The organism is Nocardia sp. NPDC004123, from assembly GCF_053603795.1.
On record NZ_JBSGGG010000024.1, the window covers coordinates 20,365 to 37,194 of the forward strand.

Annotated in this window: 19 protein-coding genes and 2 pseudogenes; 11 read left to right on the forward strand and 10 right to left on the reverse strand. The window is 66.7% G+C overall.

Annotated features, from left to right (window positions below):
* Positions 1-25 precede the first annotated feature (25 nt).
* On the forward strand, positions 26-1,855 hold the full coding sequence (locus ACWEQQ_RS31185) for an AMP-dependent synthetase/ligase (protein ID WP_452350751.1): 1,830 nt from the start codon (positions 26-28) through the stop codon (positions 1,853-1,855).
* 101 nt (positions 1,856-1,956) lie between these two features.
* Here ACWEQQ_RS31185 and ACWEQQ_RS31190 read toward each other — a convergent pair whose 3' ends face one another.
* A complete protein-coding gene (locus ACWEQQ_RS31190; RefSeq protein WP_452350752.1) occupies positions 1,957-3,264 on the reverse strand; it encodes a phthiocerol/phthiodiolone dimycocerosyl transferase family protein in 1,308 nt (435 codons plus the stop codon).
* Between the two features lie 133 nt (positions 3,265-3,397).
* On the opposite strand from ACWEQQ_RS31190, the gene ACWEQQ_RS31195 reads away from it, so the two are divergent.
* Positions 3,398-3,949 (forward strand): TetR/AcrR family transcriptional regulator, encoded by a 552-nt coding sequence (locus tag ACWEQQ_RS31195; protein ID WP_452350753.1) that lies wholly within the window; start codon positions 3,398-3,400, stop codon positions 3,947-3,949.
* Positions 3,950-4,023: 74 nt separating this feature from the next.
* Here the strand turns inward: ACWEQQ_RS31195 and ACWEQQ_RS31200 are convergent.
* Positions 4,024-4,237: pseudogene (locus ACWEQQ_RS31200) on the reverse strand (hypothetical protein); the annotation flags it as partial.
* Here ACWEQQ_RS31200 and ACWEQQ_RS31205 point away from each other — a divergent pair.
* Complete coding sequence (locus ACWEQQ_RS31205; protein WP_452350859.1) at positions 4,187-4,312, forward strand: hypothetical protein; 126 nt, start codon at positions 4,187-4,189, stop codon at positions 4,310-4,312. The pseudogene ACWEQQ_RS31200 and the gene ACWEQQ_RS31205 sit on opposite strands and share 51 nt — an antisense overlap.
* An 875-nt stretch (positions 4,313-5,187) precedes the next feature.
* On the opposite strand, the gene ACWEQQ_RS31210 is transcribed toward ACWEQQ_RS31205, so the two are convergent.
* Positions 5,188-6,177, reverse strand: a complete 990-nt coding sequence (locus ACWEQQ_RS31210; RefSeq protein ID WP_452350854.1) for an IS110 family transposase — start codon at positions 6,175-6,177, stop codon at positions 5,188-5,190.
* A 584-nt stretch (positions 6,178-6,761) separates the two neighbouring features.
* On the reverse strand, positions 6,762-7,367 hold the full coding sequence (locus ACWEQQ_RS31215) for a hypothetical protein (protein WP_452339988.1): 606 nt from the start codon (positions 7,365-7,367) through the stop codon (positions 6,762-6,764).
* A gap of 234 nt (positions 7,368-7,601) precedes the next feature.
* On the opposite strand from ACWEQQ_RS31215, the pseudogene ACWEQQ_RS31220 reads away from it, so the two are divergent.
* Positions 7,602-7,958: pseudogene (locus tag ACWEQQ_RS31220) on the forward strand (transposase family protein); the annotation flags it as partial.
* 326 nt (positions 7,959-8,284) lie between these two features.
* Here ACWEQQ_RS31220 and ACWEQQ_RS31225 read toward each other — a convergent pair.
* From ACWEQQ_RS31225 to ACWEQQ_RS31235, 3 genes are read right to left on the reverse strand one after another with little or no spacing between them, the layout of a single operon-like run.
* The gene (locus tag ACWEQQ_RS31225; RefSeq protein ID WP_452350754.1) at positions 8,285-8,728 is read right to left on the reverse strand and encodes an SRPBCC family protein; all 444 of its coding nucleotides are present in this window, start codon (positions 8,726-8,728) and stop codon (positions 8,285-8,287) included.
* 34 nt (positions 8,729-8,762) lie between these two features.
* Positions 8,763-9,266 carry a pyridoxamine 5'-phosphate oxidase family protein gene (locus ACWEQQ_RS31230; protein ID WP_452350755.1) on the reverse strand — a complete coding sequence of 168 codons (504 nt, stop codon included), beginning with the start codon at positions 9,264-9,266 and terminating at the stop codon, positions 8,763-8,765.
* A complete protein-coding gene (locus ACWEQQ_RS31235; RefSeq protein ID WP_364611996.1) occupies positions 9,263-9,598 on the reverse strand; it encodes an ArsR/SmtB family transcription factor in 336 nt (111 codons plus the stop codon). The genes ACWEQQ_RS31230 and ACWEQQ_RS31235 overlap by 4 nt, the downstream gene beginning before the upstream one ends.
* Before the next feature lie 453 nt (positions 9,599-10,051).
* On the opposite strand from ACWEQQ_RS31235, the gene ACWEQQ_RS31240 reads away from it, so the two are divergent.
* From ACWEQQ_RS31240 to ACWEQQ_RS31265, 6 genes are all read left to right on the forward strand, one after another.
* Positions 10,052-10,246 carry a hypothetical protein gene (locus tag ACWEQQ_RS31240; RefSeq protein WP_452346510.1) on the forward strand — a complete coding sequence of 65 codons (195 nt, stop codon included), beginning with the start codon at positions 10,052-10,054 and terminating at the stop codon, positions 10,244-10,246.
* A 133-nt stretch (positions 10,247-10,379) separates the two neighbouring features.
* Positions 10,380-10,700 (forward strand): hypothetical protein, encoded by a 321-nt coding sequence (locus ACWEQQ_RS31245; RefSeq protein WP_452350756.1) that lies wholly within the window; start codon positions 10,380-10,382, stop codon positions 10,698-10,700.
* A 167-nt stretch (positions 10,701-10,867) separates the two neighbouring features.
* Entirely contained in the window at positions 10,868-11,059 is a 192-nt protein-coding gene (locus ACWEQQ_RS31250; protein ID WP_452350757.1) for a hypothetical protein, read from the forward strand.
* A 68-nt stretch (positions 11,060-11,127) separates the two neighbouring features.
* Positions 11,128-11,508: a glycine cleavage system protein GcvH gene (gene gcvH / locus ACWEQQ_RS31255; protein WP_452350758.1), complete on the forward strand. Its 381-nt coding sequence runs from the start codon at positions 11,128-11,130 to the stop codon at positions 11,506-11,508.
* A gap of 641 nt (positions 11,509-12,149) precedes the next feature.
* The gene (locus ACWEQQ_RS31260) at positions 12,150-12,680 is read left to right on the forward strand and encodes a hypothetical protein (RefSeq protein ID WP_452346514.1); all 531 of its coding nucleotides are present in this window, start codon (positions 12,150-12,152) and stop codon (positions 12,678-12,680) included.
* A gap of 129 nt (positions 12,681-12,809) precedes the next feature.
* Positions 12,810-12,950, forward strand: a complete 141-nt coding sequence (locus ACWEQQ_RS31265; protein ID WP_452343527.1) for a hypothetical protein — start codon at positions 12,810-12,812, stop codon at positions 12,948-12,950.
* An 83-nt stretch (positions 12,951-13,033) separates the two neighbouring features.
* On the opposite strand, the gene ACWEQQ_RS31270 is transcribed toward ACWEQQ_RS31265, so the two are convergent.
* Both ACWEQQ_RS31270 and ACWEQQ_RS31275 read right to left on the reverse strand, forming a co-directional pair.
* Positions 13,034-13,807 (reverse strand): hypothetical protein, encoded by a 774-nt coding sequence (locus ACWEQQ_RS31270; protein WP_452350759.1) that lies wholly within the window; start codon positions 13,805-13,807, stop codon positions 13,034-13,036.
* On the reverse strand, positions 13,804-14,103 hold the full coding sequence (locus ACWEQQ_RS31275; RefSeq protein WP_354959690.1) for a PadR family transcriptional regulator: 300 nt from the start codon (positions 14,101-14,103) through the stop codon (positions 13,804-13,806). The genes ACWEQQ_RS31270 and ACWEQQ_RS31275 overlap by 4 nt, the downstream gene beginning before the upstream one ends.
* Positions 14,104-14,228: 125 nt before the next feature.
* On the opposite strand from ACWEQQ_RS31275, the gene ACWEQQ_RS31280 reads away from it, so the two are divergent.
* Positions 14,229-15,227, forward strand: a complete 999-nt coding sequence (locus ACWEQQ_RS31280) for a hypothetical protein (protein ID WP_452350760.1) — start codon at positions 14,229-14,231, stop codon at positions 15,225-15,227.
* Positions 15,228-16,176: 949 nt separating this feature from the next.
* On the opposite strand, the gene ACWEQQ_RS31285 is transcribed toward ACWEQQ_RS31280, so the two are convergent.
* Complete coding sequence (locus tag ACWEQQ_RS31285) at positions 16,177-16,590, reverse strand: hypothetical protein (RefSeq protein WP_452350761.1); 414 nt, start codon at positions 16,588-16,590, stop codon at positions 16,177-16,179.
* Between the last annotated feature and the right edge of the window lie 240 nt (positions 16,591-16,830).

Genomic DNA, 16,830 nt, shown 5'->3' on the forward strand with positions numbered 1-16,830 from the left:
GCGAGAGGCAATCGGGAAAAGGGTTATGACGACTGACATCGGGTATGCGCACGCATCTGGGAAAACCGTTCACACGATTCCGCAGGCATTCCAGGAGACATTGACGCTGCGGCCGGGGCAGGTGGCATTGCGGACCGTCGGGGGGACACAGCAGATCACCTGGCGCGAGTACGGGGAACGGGTGCGCGCCATCGCGGCGGGACTGGCCGGATTGGGGGTGGGGCGCGGGGACACCGTGGGGATCATGCTGACCAACCGGCCGGAATTCAATCTGGTCGACACGGCGGCGTTGCACGTTGGGGCGACGCCGTTCTCGATCTACAACACCAGCTCCGCCGAGCAGATCGCGCACCTGTTCACCAATGCCGAGAACAAGCTCGTGATCACCGAGCCCGCGTTCCTGGACGTGGTGCGCGGGGCGGGCGTAGAGCTGGAACACATTGTGCTGGTGGAGGGTTCGGCGGCGGGCACGCTGACCCTGGCCGAGGTGGAGGCCGCGCCCAAGGCGGACTTCGACTTCGATGCCGCCTGGCAGGCGGTGCAGCCCGACGATGTCGCGACGCTGATCTACACCTCGGGCACCACCGGCCCCTCCAAGGGCGTGGAGCTCACCCACGCGAATGTGGTGGCCCAGATCGTGGGCCTGGTCGAGGGCCCGCTGACCGTCGGCCTCGACGACCGCTCGGTGTCCTACCTGCCGGCCGCCCATGTGGCCGACCGCATTTCGGGCCACTGCGCCAACCTGTTCACCGGCGTGCAGATGACCTGCGTGCCCGACCCCCGCGAGATCGCCGCCGCCCTGCCCGACGCCCGCCCGACCGCGTTCTTCGGCGTGCCGCGCGTGTGGCAGAAGATCAAGGCCGGGATCGACGCCAAGCTCGCCACCGAGCCCAGCCCGGTGAAGAAGGCCCTCGCCAACTGGGCACTCGGGGTCGGCGCGCAGGCCGCCCGCGCGGATCTGGCCGGCACCGGCCGCGGCCCGCTGCTGGATGTGCAGCACAAGCTGGCCGACGCGCTGGTGCTGTCGAAGCTGCGTCACGCCCTGGGCTTCGACGAGTTGCGCGTCGCCGCCTCGGGTGCGGCCGCGATCCCGCCGGAGACCCTGGAATACCTGCTGGGCCTGGGCTTCACGGTGACCGAGGTGTGGGGCATGTCGGAGACCTCCGGCGTCGGCACCTACACCCCGCTGGCCAAGCCGAAGCCGGGCACCGTCGGTGTTCCGTTGCGCGGGCTGGAGATTCGCCTGGGCGAGGACGGGGAACTGCTCGTCCGCGGCGGCATCGTCACCCACGGCTACCGCAAGATGTCCGACAAGACCGCCGAGGCCATCGACGGCGACGGCTGGCTGCACACCGGTGACGTCGCCACCATCGACGGCGACGGCTACATCACCATCGTGGACCGCAAGAAGGAACTCATCATCAACGAGGCGGGAAAGAACCTGTCTCCCACCAATATCGAGAACACCGTCAAGGCGGTGTCCTCGCTGGTCGGCCAGGTGGTGGCGATCGGTGACGCCAAGCCGTTCATCGCCGCGCTCATCGTGCTCGACCCCGACACCGCGGTGGTGCGGGCCAAGGCCCTGGGCACCCCCGACGCCGAGTTGAAGACCCTGGCCGCGCACCCGGAGATCGTCGCCGAGATCAAGGCCGCGGTCGCCGCGGCCAATGCCAAGCTCTCGCGGGTGGAGCAGATCAAGCGCTTCACCATCCTGGATCTGGGCTGGGAGCCCGGCGGTGACGAACTCACCCCGACCCTCAAGCTCAAGCGCAACCCGATCGCGGCCAAGTACGCCACCGAGATCGCCGCGCTGTATCTGACCCCGCCGCCGGACGGCGTGATCAATATGAGCTGATCCGGGGGCACGCCACCGGAACAGAGGTGGGCCTGGACGAGTCGTCCAGGCCCACAGCCGTTTTCGCGTCCACTGCGATGGGCGCCGCCTCGCCGGTGGTGTCACCCGCGCGCGGCGGCCGTCCAGGTCACCCGGGCCAGCAGATCGCTCATCGACTCGGCGATCCGCCCCATCTGGCGGTGACTGTGCTCGGCGGTGTCGTATTCCACCTGAATCGTCAGCCGATCTCCGACCGTGAAGATCGTCATCTTCGGCGGCATACCGGCAGCCATCGCGAAAACCTCGTCCCGCACGAACTCCAGGCCCGGCGGCATCGGATGCGCGGGCAGCCGGCCCATATTCGACAGTGCGATCGCCGGCGCACCCGACAGCATCGCCGCCACCTCCGGCGCCAGCGCCCGCTGCGCGGCCCGCATGAACAGCGCCGGGAACCGTGTGTCCAGCATCTGCCGCATGGTCGCGTCGACCACCGCGCCCAGTGCCCGCGGATCGGCATCCCGATCCACCAGCGTCGGGGTTCCCGCCCCCGAGGCGCAATTGAGCATCGTCGAGACCGGCAGTCGCGGCGACAGTTCCGGCCGCAGATCTGCGGCATGCCCGCACATCAACGGCAGCGGCCCGTCCTCGGCGAGCTCGGCGCGCACCGCCGCCAGGGCGGCGCCGGCGAGCAAGCTGTTGACCGAGATCGCTTGTGCGCGCGCCACCTCCACCAGCTCGCCGGTGTGCCGGGGCGACAATTCGATGCGGCGCAACGCCAATCGCCCGCCGGGATCGCCCGACCCGTCGCCGTCGTGCGGCAGGGTCCGCGGCGCGCCCTCGGGCCCGACGGTCGTCGCCATCTCCATTACCTGCGCGAGGAATCCGTCGACCTCGGCGTCGGTGGTGACCCGCGCCAGCAGTCGATCGACCCCGTCGAGCAGGTCCCGATCCGAATCCTCGAGCGGTAGTGCCGTTCCCGCGAAGTGTGCGCTGTAGCGCCGCCACAGCTCGTCCAGCAGCGCGAAAGCCGAACGCCCATCGCTGATCCCGTGATGGATGACCAGCACGATGCGGCTGTCCACGGGCCCGCGCAGCAGCACCGCCCGGAACAACCCCGCACTCCAGTCCGGGCGGGTGTTGACCAGTGCCCAGTACTCGTCGACCTCGCCGTCGCGCACCTCCAACGGCGGCACATAGCCCTCGTCCACATCGAACCGCGACACCCCCGCCACGGTGACGACCCGGCTGCGCAGCAGCACATGCCCGGCCGCGAGCTCGCCGAGCACCCGCCGCAGCACGGCGGGATCGACCGCACCGCGCACGGTGGTGCCGATGAACAGCGGCATCCCGCCGATCGGCACGCTGCCGAGACGGGTGTCGGTGGCGAAATAGCTGGTTTCGAAAGGGGACAACAGTCTCTGCTGAGTCATGTCGAGGCTCGTACTTCCGTGTGATGGATCGTGCCGAACTCGACCATACACACGTTTCACACGAACGTACAAAACATCTGTTTGAAACAACTGTTACAAACGACCGTTTCACCCGGTGCTAGGCTCTACCGCCGTGGGAACCCGAGAAGATCTCCTCGCCGCGACCAAGCAGTGCCTGGCCGACCGCGGCTACGCCCGCACCACCGTGCGCGACATCGTTGCCGCCTCCGGCGCCAACCTCGCGGCCATCAACTACCACTTCGGCACCCGCGACAAGCTACTGAACCAGGCCATGCTCGAGGCCACCGCCGCCGCCGTCCAGCAGATCCTCGACTCCCTGCCCGCCGATCGGGCCGGCGACCCGGCCGCCCGCCTGAACACCTTCTGGCACAAACTGATCGACTCGTTCACCACCGACCGGGTGATCTGGACCGCCAATATCGAATCCGCGGCCCAGGCCCTGCACTCCCCCGCCCTGCGCGCGGAAACCGGTGCCGCACAACAACAAGCCCGCGCCGGCCTCACCGAAGCCCTCGGCGCCGGCGACCCCGCCATCGGCGCACTCCTGCAAACCCTCATCGGCGGCCTGCTGGTCCAATACCTCATCGACCCCGACCACTCCCCCACGCCCGAGGATCTCGCCGCGGGCCTACGCGGCCTGGCCGAGCTCTCGACCCCCGGCTAGCCACCTGCACCCGCCGGTGGGCACGGCCGGCCGAGCCGCCGCCGCTGCCACACCGCGACGGTCCTCGGATGTCCGAGTCGGGCGAGGACTTCGTGCAGTTCGTCGGTAGCGGCCGCCAGCGCGCGGGCCGGATCGGCGGTTGTCGACCAAGCGGCAGAATTCGGTGCGTTGCGGCACCCACTGTTCGGGCGTGAGCAGGTAGGCAGCCGGGTCTGCGTTACGGCGTGAGCCTGGCACGTGCACATCGCCGCGACGCATGCCATCCCGCAGGCCGAGCAGCCCGCACAGGCGAACACTCTGCTCGACGACGGCACCGGCACCGGCACCGGCATTCCTGAGATCACGAGGAACCGCTCTGGCTGAATGCCCGCAGCACGACATCGACGACTGATTCGCCGATGGCCCCAAGACGCGCCGTGGTCGCCAAGGTCGACAAGAACGCACCCGGCTGCTATCCGTTCCTGGCCCGCGCCATGGAATTGGTTCCCGCCCAACGAGATTGACACCCTGGTTTCCGGGGATCGGGCCTCCGGAGACGGGCGACATGCCAGGACCGTCGGCTGCCTGGGCGATGGCGGCCCAGCCGACACGGTCGGTCACCAGCCAGACCAGGCCGGCCGCCCAGGCGGGGTGACGGGATCCGTATCTCCACAGCAGCCACCCAACCGTGGCCGGATGACCGACGATCATCGTATGTGGTGCACCGGTCCCCACGCCACGCAGAGACGAAGCCCCCGACCGCTACAGCCACAGCTCGGCGTCCGGGGATGGATTGCTGGATGAAACAGGTCCGCGAGGCCGGACTGCCCGAACTCGAACCCTTCTTGACCGGTCTCGATCAGGACCATGACGACGCCGTCGCCGGCCTCACCCTTCCCTGCAGCGGCCCCGATCGAGGGCGTGAACACGAAGACCAAGCTGATCAAACGGCAGATGTACGGCAGGACCGGCTTCCAGCTACTCCGCCACCGAATCCTGGACTGCTGCACTATCAGGCGACAGCTGTGATCACGTGGCCTGACTGGCCGGTGGGGTCATGGTTCGATCGGCGTCAAACGACCGAGGGCGGTCTGCCGTCGCCGGCGGTGGTAGGACCGCTCGATCCACGTCACGTGGACGTCAGGATCGCACTTCTGGATTGGTCTGTGTAATGCTGCGGCCAGTCAGATCCGTCCAGCGGCTGCCGGCGACCGGAACCTGGTGCGCTGCAGAACATCCGGTAATGGCTCCCCTTTATGTCAAGAGGCGGTTTGCAGTTGGTTAGGCTGGGTGGTGGTGAGTCCGGGTTGTGGCTTGTCCGAAGGATCGGTGTTCGGGGTAGAGCCGGTCGCGCTGGAGTCAGTAGTCGCCCCCGAGTGCCCTCCCGGGCTCGCCGCGTCTCGTCGTCGCTGGTCGGTGAGCATCTGCTGGTAGACGACGTTGGACAGGCGCCGTTTCAAGGCGCGCATCGCTTCCATGGAGGTCTTGCCAGCGGCTTTCTTGCCGTCGTAGTAGACCCGGCCCGGGGTCGGGTTACGTAGTTGGACCACGGCCATGATGTGCAGGACATGATTGATTTTCCGGTTGCCGGCGCGGGAGAGCCGATGCCGCTGCTGCTGGCCGGAGGAGGCGTCCAAGGGCGCGGTGCCGTTCCAGGACGCGAACCGGTCACGGAAGGCGAAACGGTGGATGGTGTCGGTATCGGCGAGAAGCCGTGCCGCGCCGGAGGGGCCGATGCCGTGCAGGTCCATCAGGGTCGACCCGCGCGCGACCACCAGTTGTTCGAGTTCTTTGTCCGCGGCTTTGGTTTTCCGGTCGACGACCTCGAGGTCGTCGATCAACTCTGTCACCAGCCGCAGCCGGACTGTCGCCGCAGCATCGCCGGGTTCGACAGCCTCGGCCAGGGCGCGGGCCTGCCTGGCCGACAGGAACCTCTTGGCGCCACCGGGTATCAACTCCAACAGCAGCCGGTGGATCCGGTTGAGCAGTTCGGTGCGGGCACGACCGAGCTCGTCACGACGATCGACCAGCAGACCCAACGCGACCAGCTCCGGATCGGCCTGTACCTGATGCAGATTCGGTGACCGCAACGCTGCCAGCGCGACAGAATGCGCATCGACCGGGTCGGTTTTGCGTCCGTTGCCGGTGGCGAACACCCGCACCTGCGCCGACAGTTTCGCGGGCACGTCGATGACGGTCTCCCGTCGGCGATCAGCCGATGCGCCACATGCCGACCGACACCGTTGCATCCCTCGATCGCCCACACGCGCTGCGGGAATCGTTGTGCGGCGGTCAGCATTTCGCCGTATCCGGCGGTATCGGTGCCGTAACGGCCGGTAGCGAGGATCGTCGCGTTCGAATCGATGATTTCGATGGTGGCCGAGCGTTTGTGCGGGTCCATTCCGATGATGACCGGCATCGGTATCCTTCCAGATCGACGGAGGGGTATCCGTGCGAGAAGGCACCGCTACTTCGAGCCCGAGCAGACCCCTTTCCAGCCACACCCGCACGGTAACCCGGAGGGACGCAAGCCATTAGCGAGCCACACCGATACTGCTGGCGGGCAGCCGATTAGAGAGCTTCCCACCGGGTACCTGGGACTGATCCTGGCCGGGATCAAGTCCTACCACCAGTCTTAAGTAGCCGCATACCGCGCTGACCGAACCGGCCAACGCGAGGCGCCGGCGGCCGGAACCCGCTGCGGTGCAGAACGTCCGCAGCTGCCGCTGGTCGCGCTGACCGGACCGGGAGCCTCGGCCCGCCTACCGTCACTATTCGCCCGATGGCGGATACGGTATCGGGCGGGCGGCAAAGGCCGGTGGGCATCGAATGCTCAACGTGGGTAGCCGATTTCGATGATGTCTGGCTCCAGATCGATGAGGTCGGCATCAGGATTGAGCCCCGTCACCACCGTGGGCGTCAGTGGCAGCAGCGCGTACACGTGCTGGACTGCCGCCAGGCTCACCTCGGCCTCGTAGTAATCCTGGGCCCATTGCCGGTAGCCCTCGGGTGTACCTTCGACCAGCAGCTCGAACAATCCGCGACCGCCACGGTCGGCGGCAGACACGCCCCAGCCGGTGTCGCGAGGTTCACGCCAGAAGCACACCGTAGCAAGGGGCGAACCGTCGTGATCGGCGAACGCAGGCTCGGTGACGTAGGGACCGAAGACCGCTGGCGCAGCATCGAGTACCTTTGGGGCATTGGGTGTTTCATGGTCGAACCCGCGGCCATAGACACCGACGGTGGAGAAGACGATGAACCAGTCGTCACCGGAGCCGTTACGCATCGAAGCCATCTCTTCGGCATCGCCCCAGCGGCTGTTGAACGAGTAGTAGCGGGCCTCCCACTCCGGGCTGAGAACAGCATCGAGCATTGCCATCGCCCGACAGCGGTTACGAAGGATCGGAATGTCGGGAAGGCGGCGCAGCAGTTCGTTCACAGTGCCATCTAACACAGCACCACCGACACCTACTTCGACCGATCTCTCGCGTCACCCGAAAACGCACAACGTCCGCACAGCTGTGTACCGCGCTGACCGGCCGGACGGGGCACGGTGACGGAAGATCAACTGGCCGTTGCCATCCGAGTCCGGACGAACTCACGGGAGTGTCGGATTAACGGCTCTGTCCCTCTTGCGGTCGTGACTGCGCGTCGGTGACGGCACGATGTTCCGGTGCGTGAGGTGAATGTGCCTGCAGCCGTGGGCTTTTCAGGGATATGGCCACTGGTGGTCGAGGATGTTGTCGATGAGGGCGAGCGGATCCTGGTGCGGGCGAGGACTCCGGGCGGTCCGGCCGCTTGCCCTGGCTGCGGAACGGACTCAGCCCGGTTGCATGCCTACCACCGCCGGACCGTGGTCGAGGTTCCGCTCGACAGTCGGGCGGTGGTGTTGCAGGTCCGTGTCCGCCGCCTGGTGTGCCTGACATCGAACTGCTGCAAGACATTTCGAGAACAGGTTCCCGGCGTCCTGGATCGCTATCAGCGTCGCACCACGCGGATGACCCATCAGGTGCGGTCGGTGGTGCGTGAGGGGACCCAGCCGGGTCCAGGTTGCCCGTCGCTCTGGATCGTGTCCGAAAGAGAGGTCTAGCAGGCAGGATCGAGTGTTCGCCATGGTGCAGACTCGAACTGCCTGACCACTGCGCGCGGCTGCGCGATGACGCTGGCGCGTTCACGTAGCCACTGGTGGCATTGTCCGGGCTCGAGGTCGGCAGGCATGAAGGACGAACAGTCGGTTACGCAACTGTGGAGTCACATTGGCCAGATAGATGTCGGTGAGTGCGGTTCGCAGGTTCGACCAGATTTCGTTCTGCCGATTGCGATATCGGGTCCCGTCCCCCCGGACCACAGCCGCTGTCAAAGGATATGTGCGAGGCGGTCCAAGCTTTGGCCCCAGCCGTAGGCCGCGCCGTCGTCCGGGGACAACGGGCCGGGAGCCAGCAGGTGGAAGTTCATAGCGGTCTTGCCGTCTCCGGCATCGGCGAAGGTGACCGTGATGACGGAATCTCGCTCGGGGCCGCCATCGCCCGTGGGGTCACCCCAGGTGAACACCAACCGTTCGGGTTCGACGATCTCGCGGAATGTTCCGACGTTGCGGTATTCGGTGCCGTCGGTGTCGGAGACCATGATCGATTCGTAGCGGCCGCCGGGGACTGGTTCGGCGACGATGCTGTCGCGGCGGGTGGTGAAGCCGTGGGGGCCGGCCCATTCGGCGATCTGGTCGGGTTCGATCCAGGCCCGGAAGACCAGGTCCCGGGGCGCGTCGAAGACACGGACAAGGGTGAATTCGCGGTTGCTCATGAGGCGTTGGTTCTCTCGGATTCTCGCGAGGGGTTCAGGCGGGCTGCTGCTGACCGGTCATCCAGTCGGGTGCGCCGCTGGGGAAGCGGGTACGAAAGTCCATCACCGCAGCCCAGGTGGGTCGCACGGCAATGCGCTCCATACGGGGCGCCATCCCGGCCACAAACTGCAGATACTCCTCCACCGCGGGGTCGCCGCCCTTGCGCATGGCCGCCGCGTATTCAGGTAGAAGGCCGTCGGATTCGGTGATCTCGGCACGGCCACGCAGCAGCAGCACCTGCGGCGGAGCGTCGTTGGTGTCGATGGTGAGGGCGACATCGGGCCGAGCGCGCAACGCACGGTTCTTGTGCGAGGGCGCGAATCCGGTCATCACCACCTCCTCGCCGTTCCACCAGAAGTTGATCGGGACAACGCGTGGGGTGCCGTCGGCGGCAGTGAAGGCCAGCCGGGCAGGCAGATTCGCCACCAGCAGTTCGCGCGCGATAGTGGTATCCAGCAGCCGCAGGTCCCCCTGTGGCAGGTCCAGGTGTTCGGTCACGGTAGCTCCTTATGTTGAATGCGTTGCAGATGTTCGTCGAGGCGATCGAGGCGATCGCCCCAGAAGTTTCGGTAGCGCTCCAGCCAGTCGGTCGCCGCTGCTAGCGGGGCGGGCTCGAGTCGACAAGGACGCCACTGCGCGTCGCGGCTTCGGGTGATCAGCCCGGCGCGCTCGAGCACCTTCAGGTGTTTGGAGACAGCGGGCAAGCTCATCGCGAACGGTTCGGCCAGCTCGCCGACTGTCGCCTCCCCCTCCGCGAGCCGGGCGAGTATCGCCCGCCGGGTCGCATCGGACAGAGCGGCGAAGACAGAGTCGAGTTGATCCTCGGACATGACGTTTATTACACCATTCGGTTAATTAACCAAGTGGTTAAATGATGCGCTGCCTGAGGCAGGTTGTCAATACCTGCAATCAAGCGGCCGCGGCGCGGGCGCCGCTACCCGTGAACGCATGGAGGGATCGCTCGTTCACAGCTTCCCGATCGTGCGGTGTCGCCCCACGTTCACTACCGCGACGCTGGGGCGAGAGACCCTCGTCCATCCGACCTCGTCCGTCCGATGTGGCAGACCCCGGCAATCGGCTCGGATGTAGCCTGCCGTTGACCTTGAACGCCTACGCTGGCGCACGTCGGCCCCCCGGTGGTGGCGCAGACCCCTCGGCATTGCCCTGGGCCTTCGCGGCATTTCCCGCGCGCGGTCGACCTCGGCGTACACCGCCGCCGCGAGTTGCGAATCCAGCCCGCCCCGGTGAGACCGGGCGTCGAGCCAGGGATTCGGAGGTGCGCCATGACAGCAACCCCACACGAACCACGCGGTGACAAGCCCGCTCGCCGGCCGGGAAAGCCGCATACGACCACACCCGCCATCACCCGCGGTTCCGATGACGATGTGCCGGTGGTGCGCTGGCCGGAGCCGAGTCGGCTCGAATCGTGGTGGGACGCCGTCATGCACCCCGCCGCCGAGCCACCCGCACCCACATGACCAGAACCGGCTCGATCGGCAGACGGTAGTTCCCAGCACGGACAGTACGACGAATTCCACCGGGGATACGGGATTCCGGAGCATCACGATGATGCGACCGCTCGGTATCTTTTGCGGGTAGGTTCGGGGTCTGGTGCGCCCTCCGGCGCCGATGCTCGCCACGCCCGGGCCCGCTCCCGCCGACGGCGACACCCGCTACGCCTACGAATGGACCTACGACGGAATCCGCTGCCTGGCATGGATTTCCGACGGCGTGTGTCACATGACCAGCCGCAACGGCAACTCCCTCAACGCGGCCTTCCCCGAGATCTCCCATGCCCTTGCTCGGCTGCCGCGCGGAACTGCTGCACCCCTTGTCACCGGCGGCGACACGCATACCCCCCGACCGGTGACCGGCACCCGCGCGCGGGCGCGTCCCGGGCGCACCCGGGCAGGCACGCATCCGACGGGCTGAGGCGGCCTGGACGCACCCACTCGTCCAGGCCACATCCCCGACCTCTGACCGCGTGGGACGAACCACATGTTTGGTGGCTCGAGATGTGTTGAGGCACAGACTATTTACCGGTGTGCAATATCGGCCGCAGTGTGGCGGGGACCTCTTCCGCGCGGGGGGAGCAGCTCATGTCGATGACCCTGTTGGTGACAATCGCGATCCTGTTGCCCGTGGTGGCGGTGGCCGCCGCCTACGCGACGATCGCGGCGACCTACTGGTGGGAAAGCCGCCACCGGGCAACACCACTGAGCGTGCCCGCGTCGGTGAACTACATCCGGATCGAGGACGTGCCGGCGCGGCTGCGGATCCACTGGCCCTGACGCTCGGATGCTCCGCCATGACATGGTGTTACCGATCGATCCCACTGCACATCTGAGGGGGCTTTGCCGTGTCGAATGTTCCTGCCGACCTCAGGTATACCGACGAGCACGAGTGGGTGCGCACCGAAGCAGACGGCACGCTGACGATCGGCCTCACCGACCCCGCCCAGAACACCCTCGGGGACATCGTGTTCCTTCAGCTGCCCGCGGTCGGCAAGCAGGTCACTGCCGGTGAGGCCGTCGGCGTCCTGGAATCGGTCAAGGTCTCCTACGAGATCTGCAGCCCGGTGACCGGTGAGGTCATCGCGATGAACGCCGACGCCGTCGACACTCCCGGGGAAGTGAACGCCGACGCGTACCGCACATGGCTGTACAAGATCAAGCTGGCGGCGGGCGCCACTACCTACCGCCTGCTCACCGCCGCCGAATACGCGAGAAAGGCCGGCTGACCATAGTTTTCCGAACGCAGACGAGATCTGTCCGGTCGTTGGCGTGGGAGGAATGTCAGCGGACAGGGGTCATCTCGTTCCGGGCGGCCTCATTGAAGCGGGCGAGTGGGCTCCGCAAATGAGCCCAAGCTTGCTGTCCGGCCGACCACCCATCCCAGTACGCGGCATGCAGTGCTCTGGCCAATTCCTGGAGTGGATCAACCAGCTGCGGGGGTGCGATGAAGGCAAGTTTGTTGTGATGCAACCACATTCGATGGCTTATCTCATCCGACCGGGCCACATTGCCGCTGTCCATGATCCGTGCCATCTCCTGGTACGACTCGAGAATCGCTTCGATGCCGGCACGTACGTCAGCGCGCCGTTCGCCTGACTGCTCCTGTCGAACCTCCTCCCGTCAGGTCCGGTACGCCGAGCATGAATCGTTCCATGCCCTCGGCGCCGAGCGGCGCTTGCCGCAGAAGTCACTGAAGGTATGCATCTCCGTTTCGCATTCGCCCTGCGAAGTTGTGGTCGTGGGGCTAAATTGGTCACACGTCCAGGAGATCGCTGGACGGATCATCGCTTGTACTCGAAATCGACTGTCCTGCACGGTTGTCGAGCAGTAGGCGTTTCGATGTGAATCACACGAGAGCAGCTTTTCCATGCGATACACCATTCTGATCACCGCTTTCCTCGCCCTCGCCCTCGCTGTCGGGGCCGGACCCGCCACCGCCGAACCGCTCACGGTGGAGGATCCCAGCGCGACACCGGTCGATGCGACGACCGATGTGGCGCTGCCGCCGGGCCAGGCCTGTCTGCAGAGTTTCCTCAGCGGCTGGGCCAAATCGGCTGCGACCGGGTCGGTTACCGGGTCCGCGACCGGGTTCCTCGGGGGATCCTCCGGTGGACCGCAGGCCGGATCCGCCGCCGGGTTGGCGGCCGGGATTCTCAGTGCTCTGACCAGCGGGTCCGGTGGCGGACTCGCCGCCTGTGGTCTCGACGAACTGAACAACGATGCGCCCGACGGCTTTTCCGGCTCGACCACCGGTCCAGGTCGCGGATATCTGACCGGGTCGGCCAGCGGCTTCGCGTCCGGCTCCAGCAACGGTCTGCCGAGCGCACTGGGTGGCAGCGTGCTCTCCGGATTGTTCGGCGCATTGACCAGCGGCTCGAGTCAAGGATCGAGTCACTAGGAGAACGGGTTTCGGCATTGGTCGGGTCCGGACCCGGGGTCCGGACCCGACCTACGCGGGCGTCCACCTTCACGGCGCACCGCCGCGTCGACCGACAGATTCCGTAAGGACGCCGACGGTATCTGGCGGATGACCCGCCGCACCATTGACCAGATGTACATCACCAAGGATTTCCTGCCAGACGAAGGCGCACGGAGTTGGTTCGCTCTTTCCGCCGCCGAGCGGTTCGCCTCGCCGGACAAGCCTGCAGGTTGGCTTCCGCCCAGCTAGCTGCTTTCGCGCATTCGTGCGACCGAGTGCGCCGATCGCGATATTCCTGCTGGCCGGATTGGTTGCCGCGTCGGGGCCGTGGGCTAGTCGTCCGCGAGAGATGGGAGCCCGCACAGTGCTGCGGTTCCCGCGACCCCGAACACCAGCGTGAGTGCACCGCAGATGGCTGCGAACGGATCGAATCGGGCACCGGAGAAAGCAAAGATCAGCAAGACCGCACCGGTGACCACGGCGACCGCGGCCAGGACCACGCCGCCGGCACCGGCTCGCCAGCGACTCGGTGCGATGACGGTGTCGGGGCCGAGGTTGGCCAGGACTCGTGAACCTGCGCCGACGGCCAGCAGCCAACCGATCCACCACAACGACACGACAGCCAGCCGGATCGGCACCGGCGGAATCCGGGGCAGCACACTGCCATGCACGGTGATCACCACCGTCGCGACCAGGGCCACCGGAACAGCGAAAAATCGCGTGGACCGCCGAACCGTCGCAGCCAGCGCAGTCCGGTTCAGGTGTGGCAACGGTGTCACCAGCGCGCACCCCACCAGCAGGGCCGCCGCGCAGCCCCGCAGCACCTGCCTGAGGACTGGGCCGGCGTCCTCGGTAAGGAGATTGGCGATGAACCATCCGCAGCCCGCGACCGCGAGGACCATCGCGGTCGCGCGGGCGGTGCGCTGCCCTCGGTGACGAGGCGGCCAGATCGCCGGTTGCAGCCAGATGGCGGCCGCGCTCGCCACCAGATTCGGCCAGGATCGCCACCCTTCCGAACGCGCGGCGTCGCACAGGTCCTCACCCCACCGGTCGAGGTAGGGCCGCGGATACAACAACCGCACGAGGATTTGCGTGCAGCTGGTCACGCCGGGCTCACCCCCAGACGCCGCAATCCGGTCCTCGACACCTCGGCCATGGCACGCAGTTCCCGTTCCAGCAACGCGGCGCCCTGCGGGGTCAGGCGAACCGGGCGCTGCCGCCCGACACCGTCGACAGCTTCGATCAACCCTTTGGCTTCGAGCCGTGCCAGCGCGCCGTACAGGCTGCCGGCCGCCAGCCGCTCCCCGACCAAGTGCTCGATCGCGGCATTGATCGCGTAGCCGTGCAACGGCCCCTCGGCAAGCGCGCACAACACCAGTACCTGTGCGTCGTTGGCGAGCATCAGGACCTCCTCGTTCGACCCTTCCCAGCAGACTAGTACACATTGCGTAGCTCGCGCCACGTAGTACGCAGCGCGTACTATGCGCGTGATTGATCGGCTCGGCCGGTCAGAAAGGAGCGGTAGCGGTGGCGGATGAACAGGTGGTATCGGTCGGCAGCCGGGTCCGGAGTGTCACGGGTGCAGCGCTGATGGCCTCTTTCGTGGCAGGGGCCGGGTTCGTCGCCTTCGCATGGACCACGACGCAGGCCAAGACCGTGCGGGCGGCGAGCCCGTGGCACGCCGACCCATATGACGTGGTGGTGTCGTTCACCGAATTCGTGGTACCAGCAGTGCTGTTGCTGATGGCACTGCGAATGCTGTTGTGGCGCAACGGTCAACCACAACCAGCCTTCCGCGTCGCACAGCTGGCACGGACCGCAGCCGCGATAACGGGGCTCGTGGCGATGACTGCGACGACGGACTGGATCGCGGTCGCGGTCGACGCCGATCGCACGGCTTGGACCGCGACGACCACGCCGGTGCTGATCACTGCACTCACAGTCCTCACGGCCGTCACCGCCGCCGGGCTGATGCTGCAGCGAAAAGCGCTGCGATTGCCAGTATCCGAGCGAGTGCACGACGGTGATTGGCTCGACGACATCGAACCGCTGGCCGCATTGCTCACCGGCGGCCGGGCCATTGTCCGCCCCTCCCACTACAGCTCGGTCGCGGCGTTCACCCGCCGTCACGACATCGCCGTCCTCGCGGCGGCGGCCGTGTCCGCAGGGGCAGCAGTCACAGCCGCGCAAGCCATCGGCGAGAGGTGGACCGACCCGCTGCTGATCGTTTTCGCAATAGTCACCGCCACCAGCGGGTTCTTCGGGATGGCAATGCTCGGCAACCACGTCCTCGTCTTCATAGCCCCGGCCCCGCGGCCGAACCGGATACATCGCGCAGTCCGTGCCGCCTCCACGGCCGCCGCGCTAGCAGTACCGGCCACGGTGGCCCTGCGCGGCGCGATCTGGTCCCTGCTCGGCGAGGTCACCGAACACTCGCCCCTGGGGCTGCTCCTCCTGGCGACCGGCGGCGCAGTGATCGTCGGAAGCGTGACCTTCACCGTAGCCGCGACGCGCATCCACCCATAACTGCTTCAGACCCGGCCACCAATGACAGTGTGCCCATGACGGCCCAAGGACGTTCAGAACAACGTGTCACGCACGCGCAGCGGCGGTGGTACCCGGTCGGGCCGAGCCGGGCGAGTTCGGCGTCGATGTCGAACTCGATGGCGCCGAAGAAGTTGACGTTCTCACTGTGCGCCGGGCTGATATGTGCCAGCACGTCGTCGATGCGGCGGCCCTCACGGCGCATCTACTCGAGCGCTGGCAATTGGCTGGCAATTGGCTGACAGCGCGGTGCAGCACCGTCGGACAGCATGTGGGATCGGCACGGGTCAGATCGCCGAGCACGGCTTCGCCGCCGTGTCCGTCGATCAGATCGTCCCTGCCGCCGGAGTCACCCGCGGTGCGGGATCAGAGCCCGCAGCGGCGTCGGCACTTGGAGGACATGGCTTCGCTTGCCGACTTCGTGGCCGAGCGTCTGTCGCAGCTACTCGCGGAATGGCAAGAACTCTTCAGCAAGCTAGAGACAGGAATCTCTCATGAGCCGTGACGACAGCCGGATGCCGGAGTCGGTCCTCGATCCGGGCGAGAGATCACCTCTCGGCTGCCTCACGTAACGACCCACTTCGTCGACGGGGGCCACTACGCCATGTTCGCCCACGCCACCCAAGCCATGATCCCCTACACCAGAGCGGTCGATGACCGCTCGAAGTAAGCGCTGGACCCGCGCTGACCGAACCGGCCAGCGCGGGGCATCGGGATATCAACTGGCCGTGTCGATCCGGGGCAGGCGGAACGTCCGCTACTGCCGAGTTGAGGGCATTGGCCGGATCATCTGGACGCATCGGACGACGGCTTCGGATCTTCGACGAGCCGGACCGCACGAGCGGACGGTGGCGCGCCGCGATCCTCGGTGATCACCGCTGCGCGACACCCCGGCCGATCGGCGATACGTCTCCTGCCCGAAGGGCGAAGCTCAGGAGCCGGAGCTGCCGGTGGACGTGCCGCCCGCTGTGGTGCAGCTCGGATTGGTCGGTTGCGGGTCGGGTGTGGTGCCGGCGGGTGCGGCGACCACGGTCACGGTGATGGACTGTGAGCTGCCGCCCTCTTTCGCCACGAGCGTGTGGGAGCCGAGGGTGGTGGGCTGCCAGTTGATGTAGCTGTAGTTCTGCAGCGGATTCTGTTGGTTGGCCCCCACGATCGTCGAGCCGATGCACTGCCCGTTGTCGTACACCTGCACGTTGGGGCTGCCGCTGCCGAGTTCGGTGGTGTACACGGCGAACCAGTGGTTCTGGCCGACCGTAATCGGTTTGCCGTCCATGGTGCCGGGCTCGTATGCGATCGAGGTGACCGAGGCGCCCGCCGAGGGCGCCAGGAGGATGGCCGTCACGGCTATAGCCGCCAATCCCTGTGCTCCGCAAGCGATCCGGCGCACCCTACGACTGTTCAACTTCATTCTTCGAACTCCTGCTCGCGACCTGGCAACTCCGGGTCGTGAGGCACGGTAGTCCCGCTCGATTGTGAATCGAAGACGTTTCGAAAATCTGGTGTGCCCCGAATCCCTTGGGCAAAAGGACTGATGGCGAGACTTTTTCAGGCATGCCACCGCGTCTTGCAAGGCCGTTCGGAC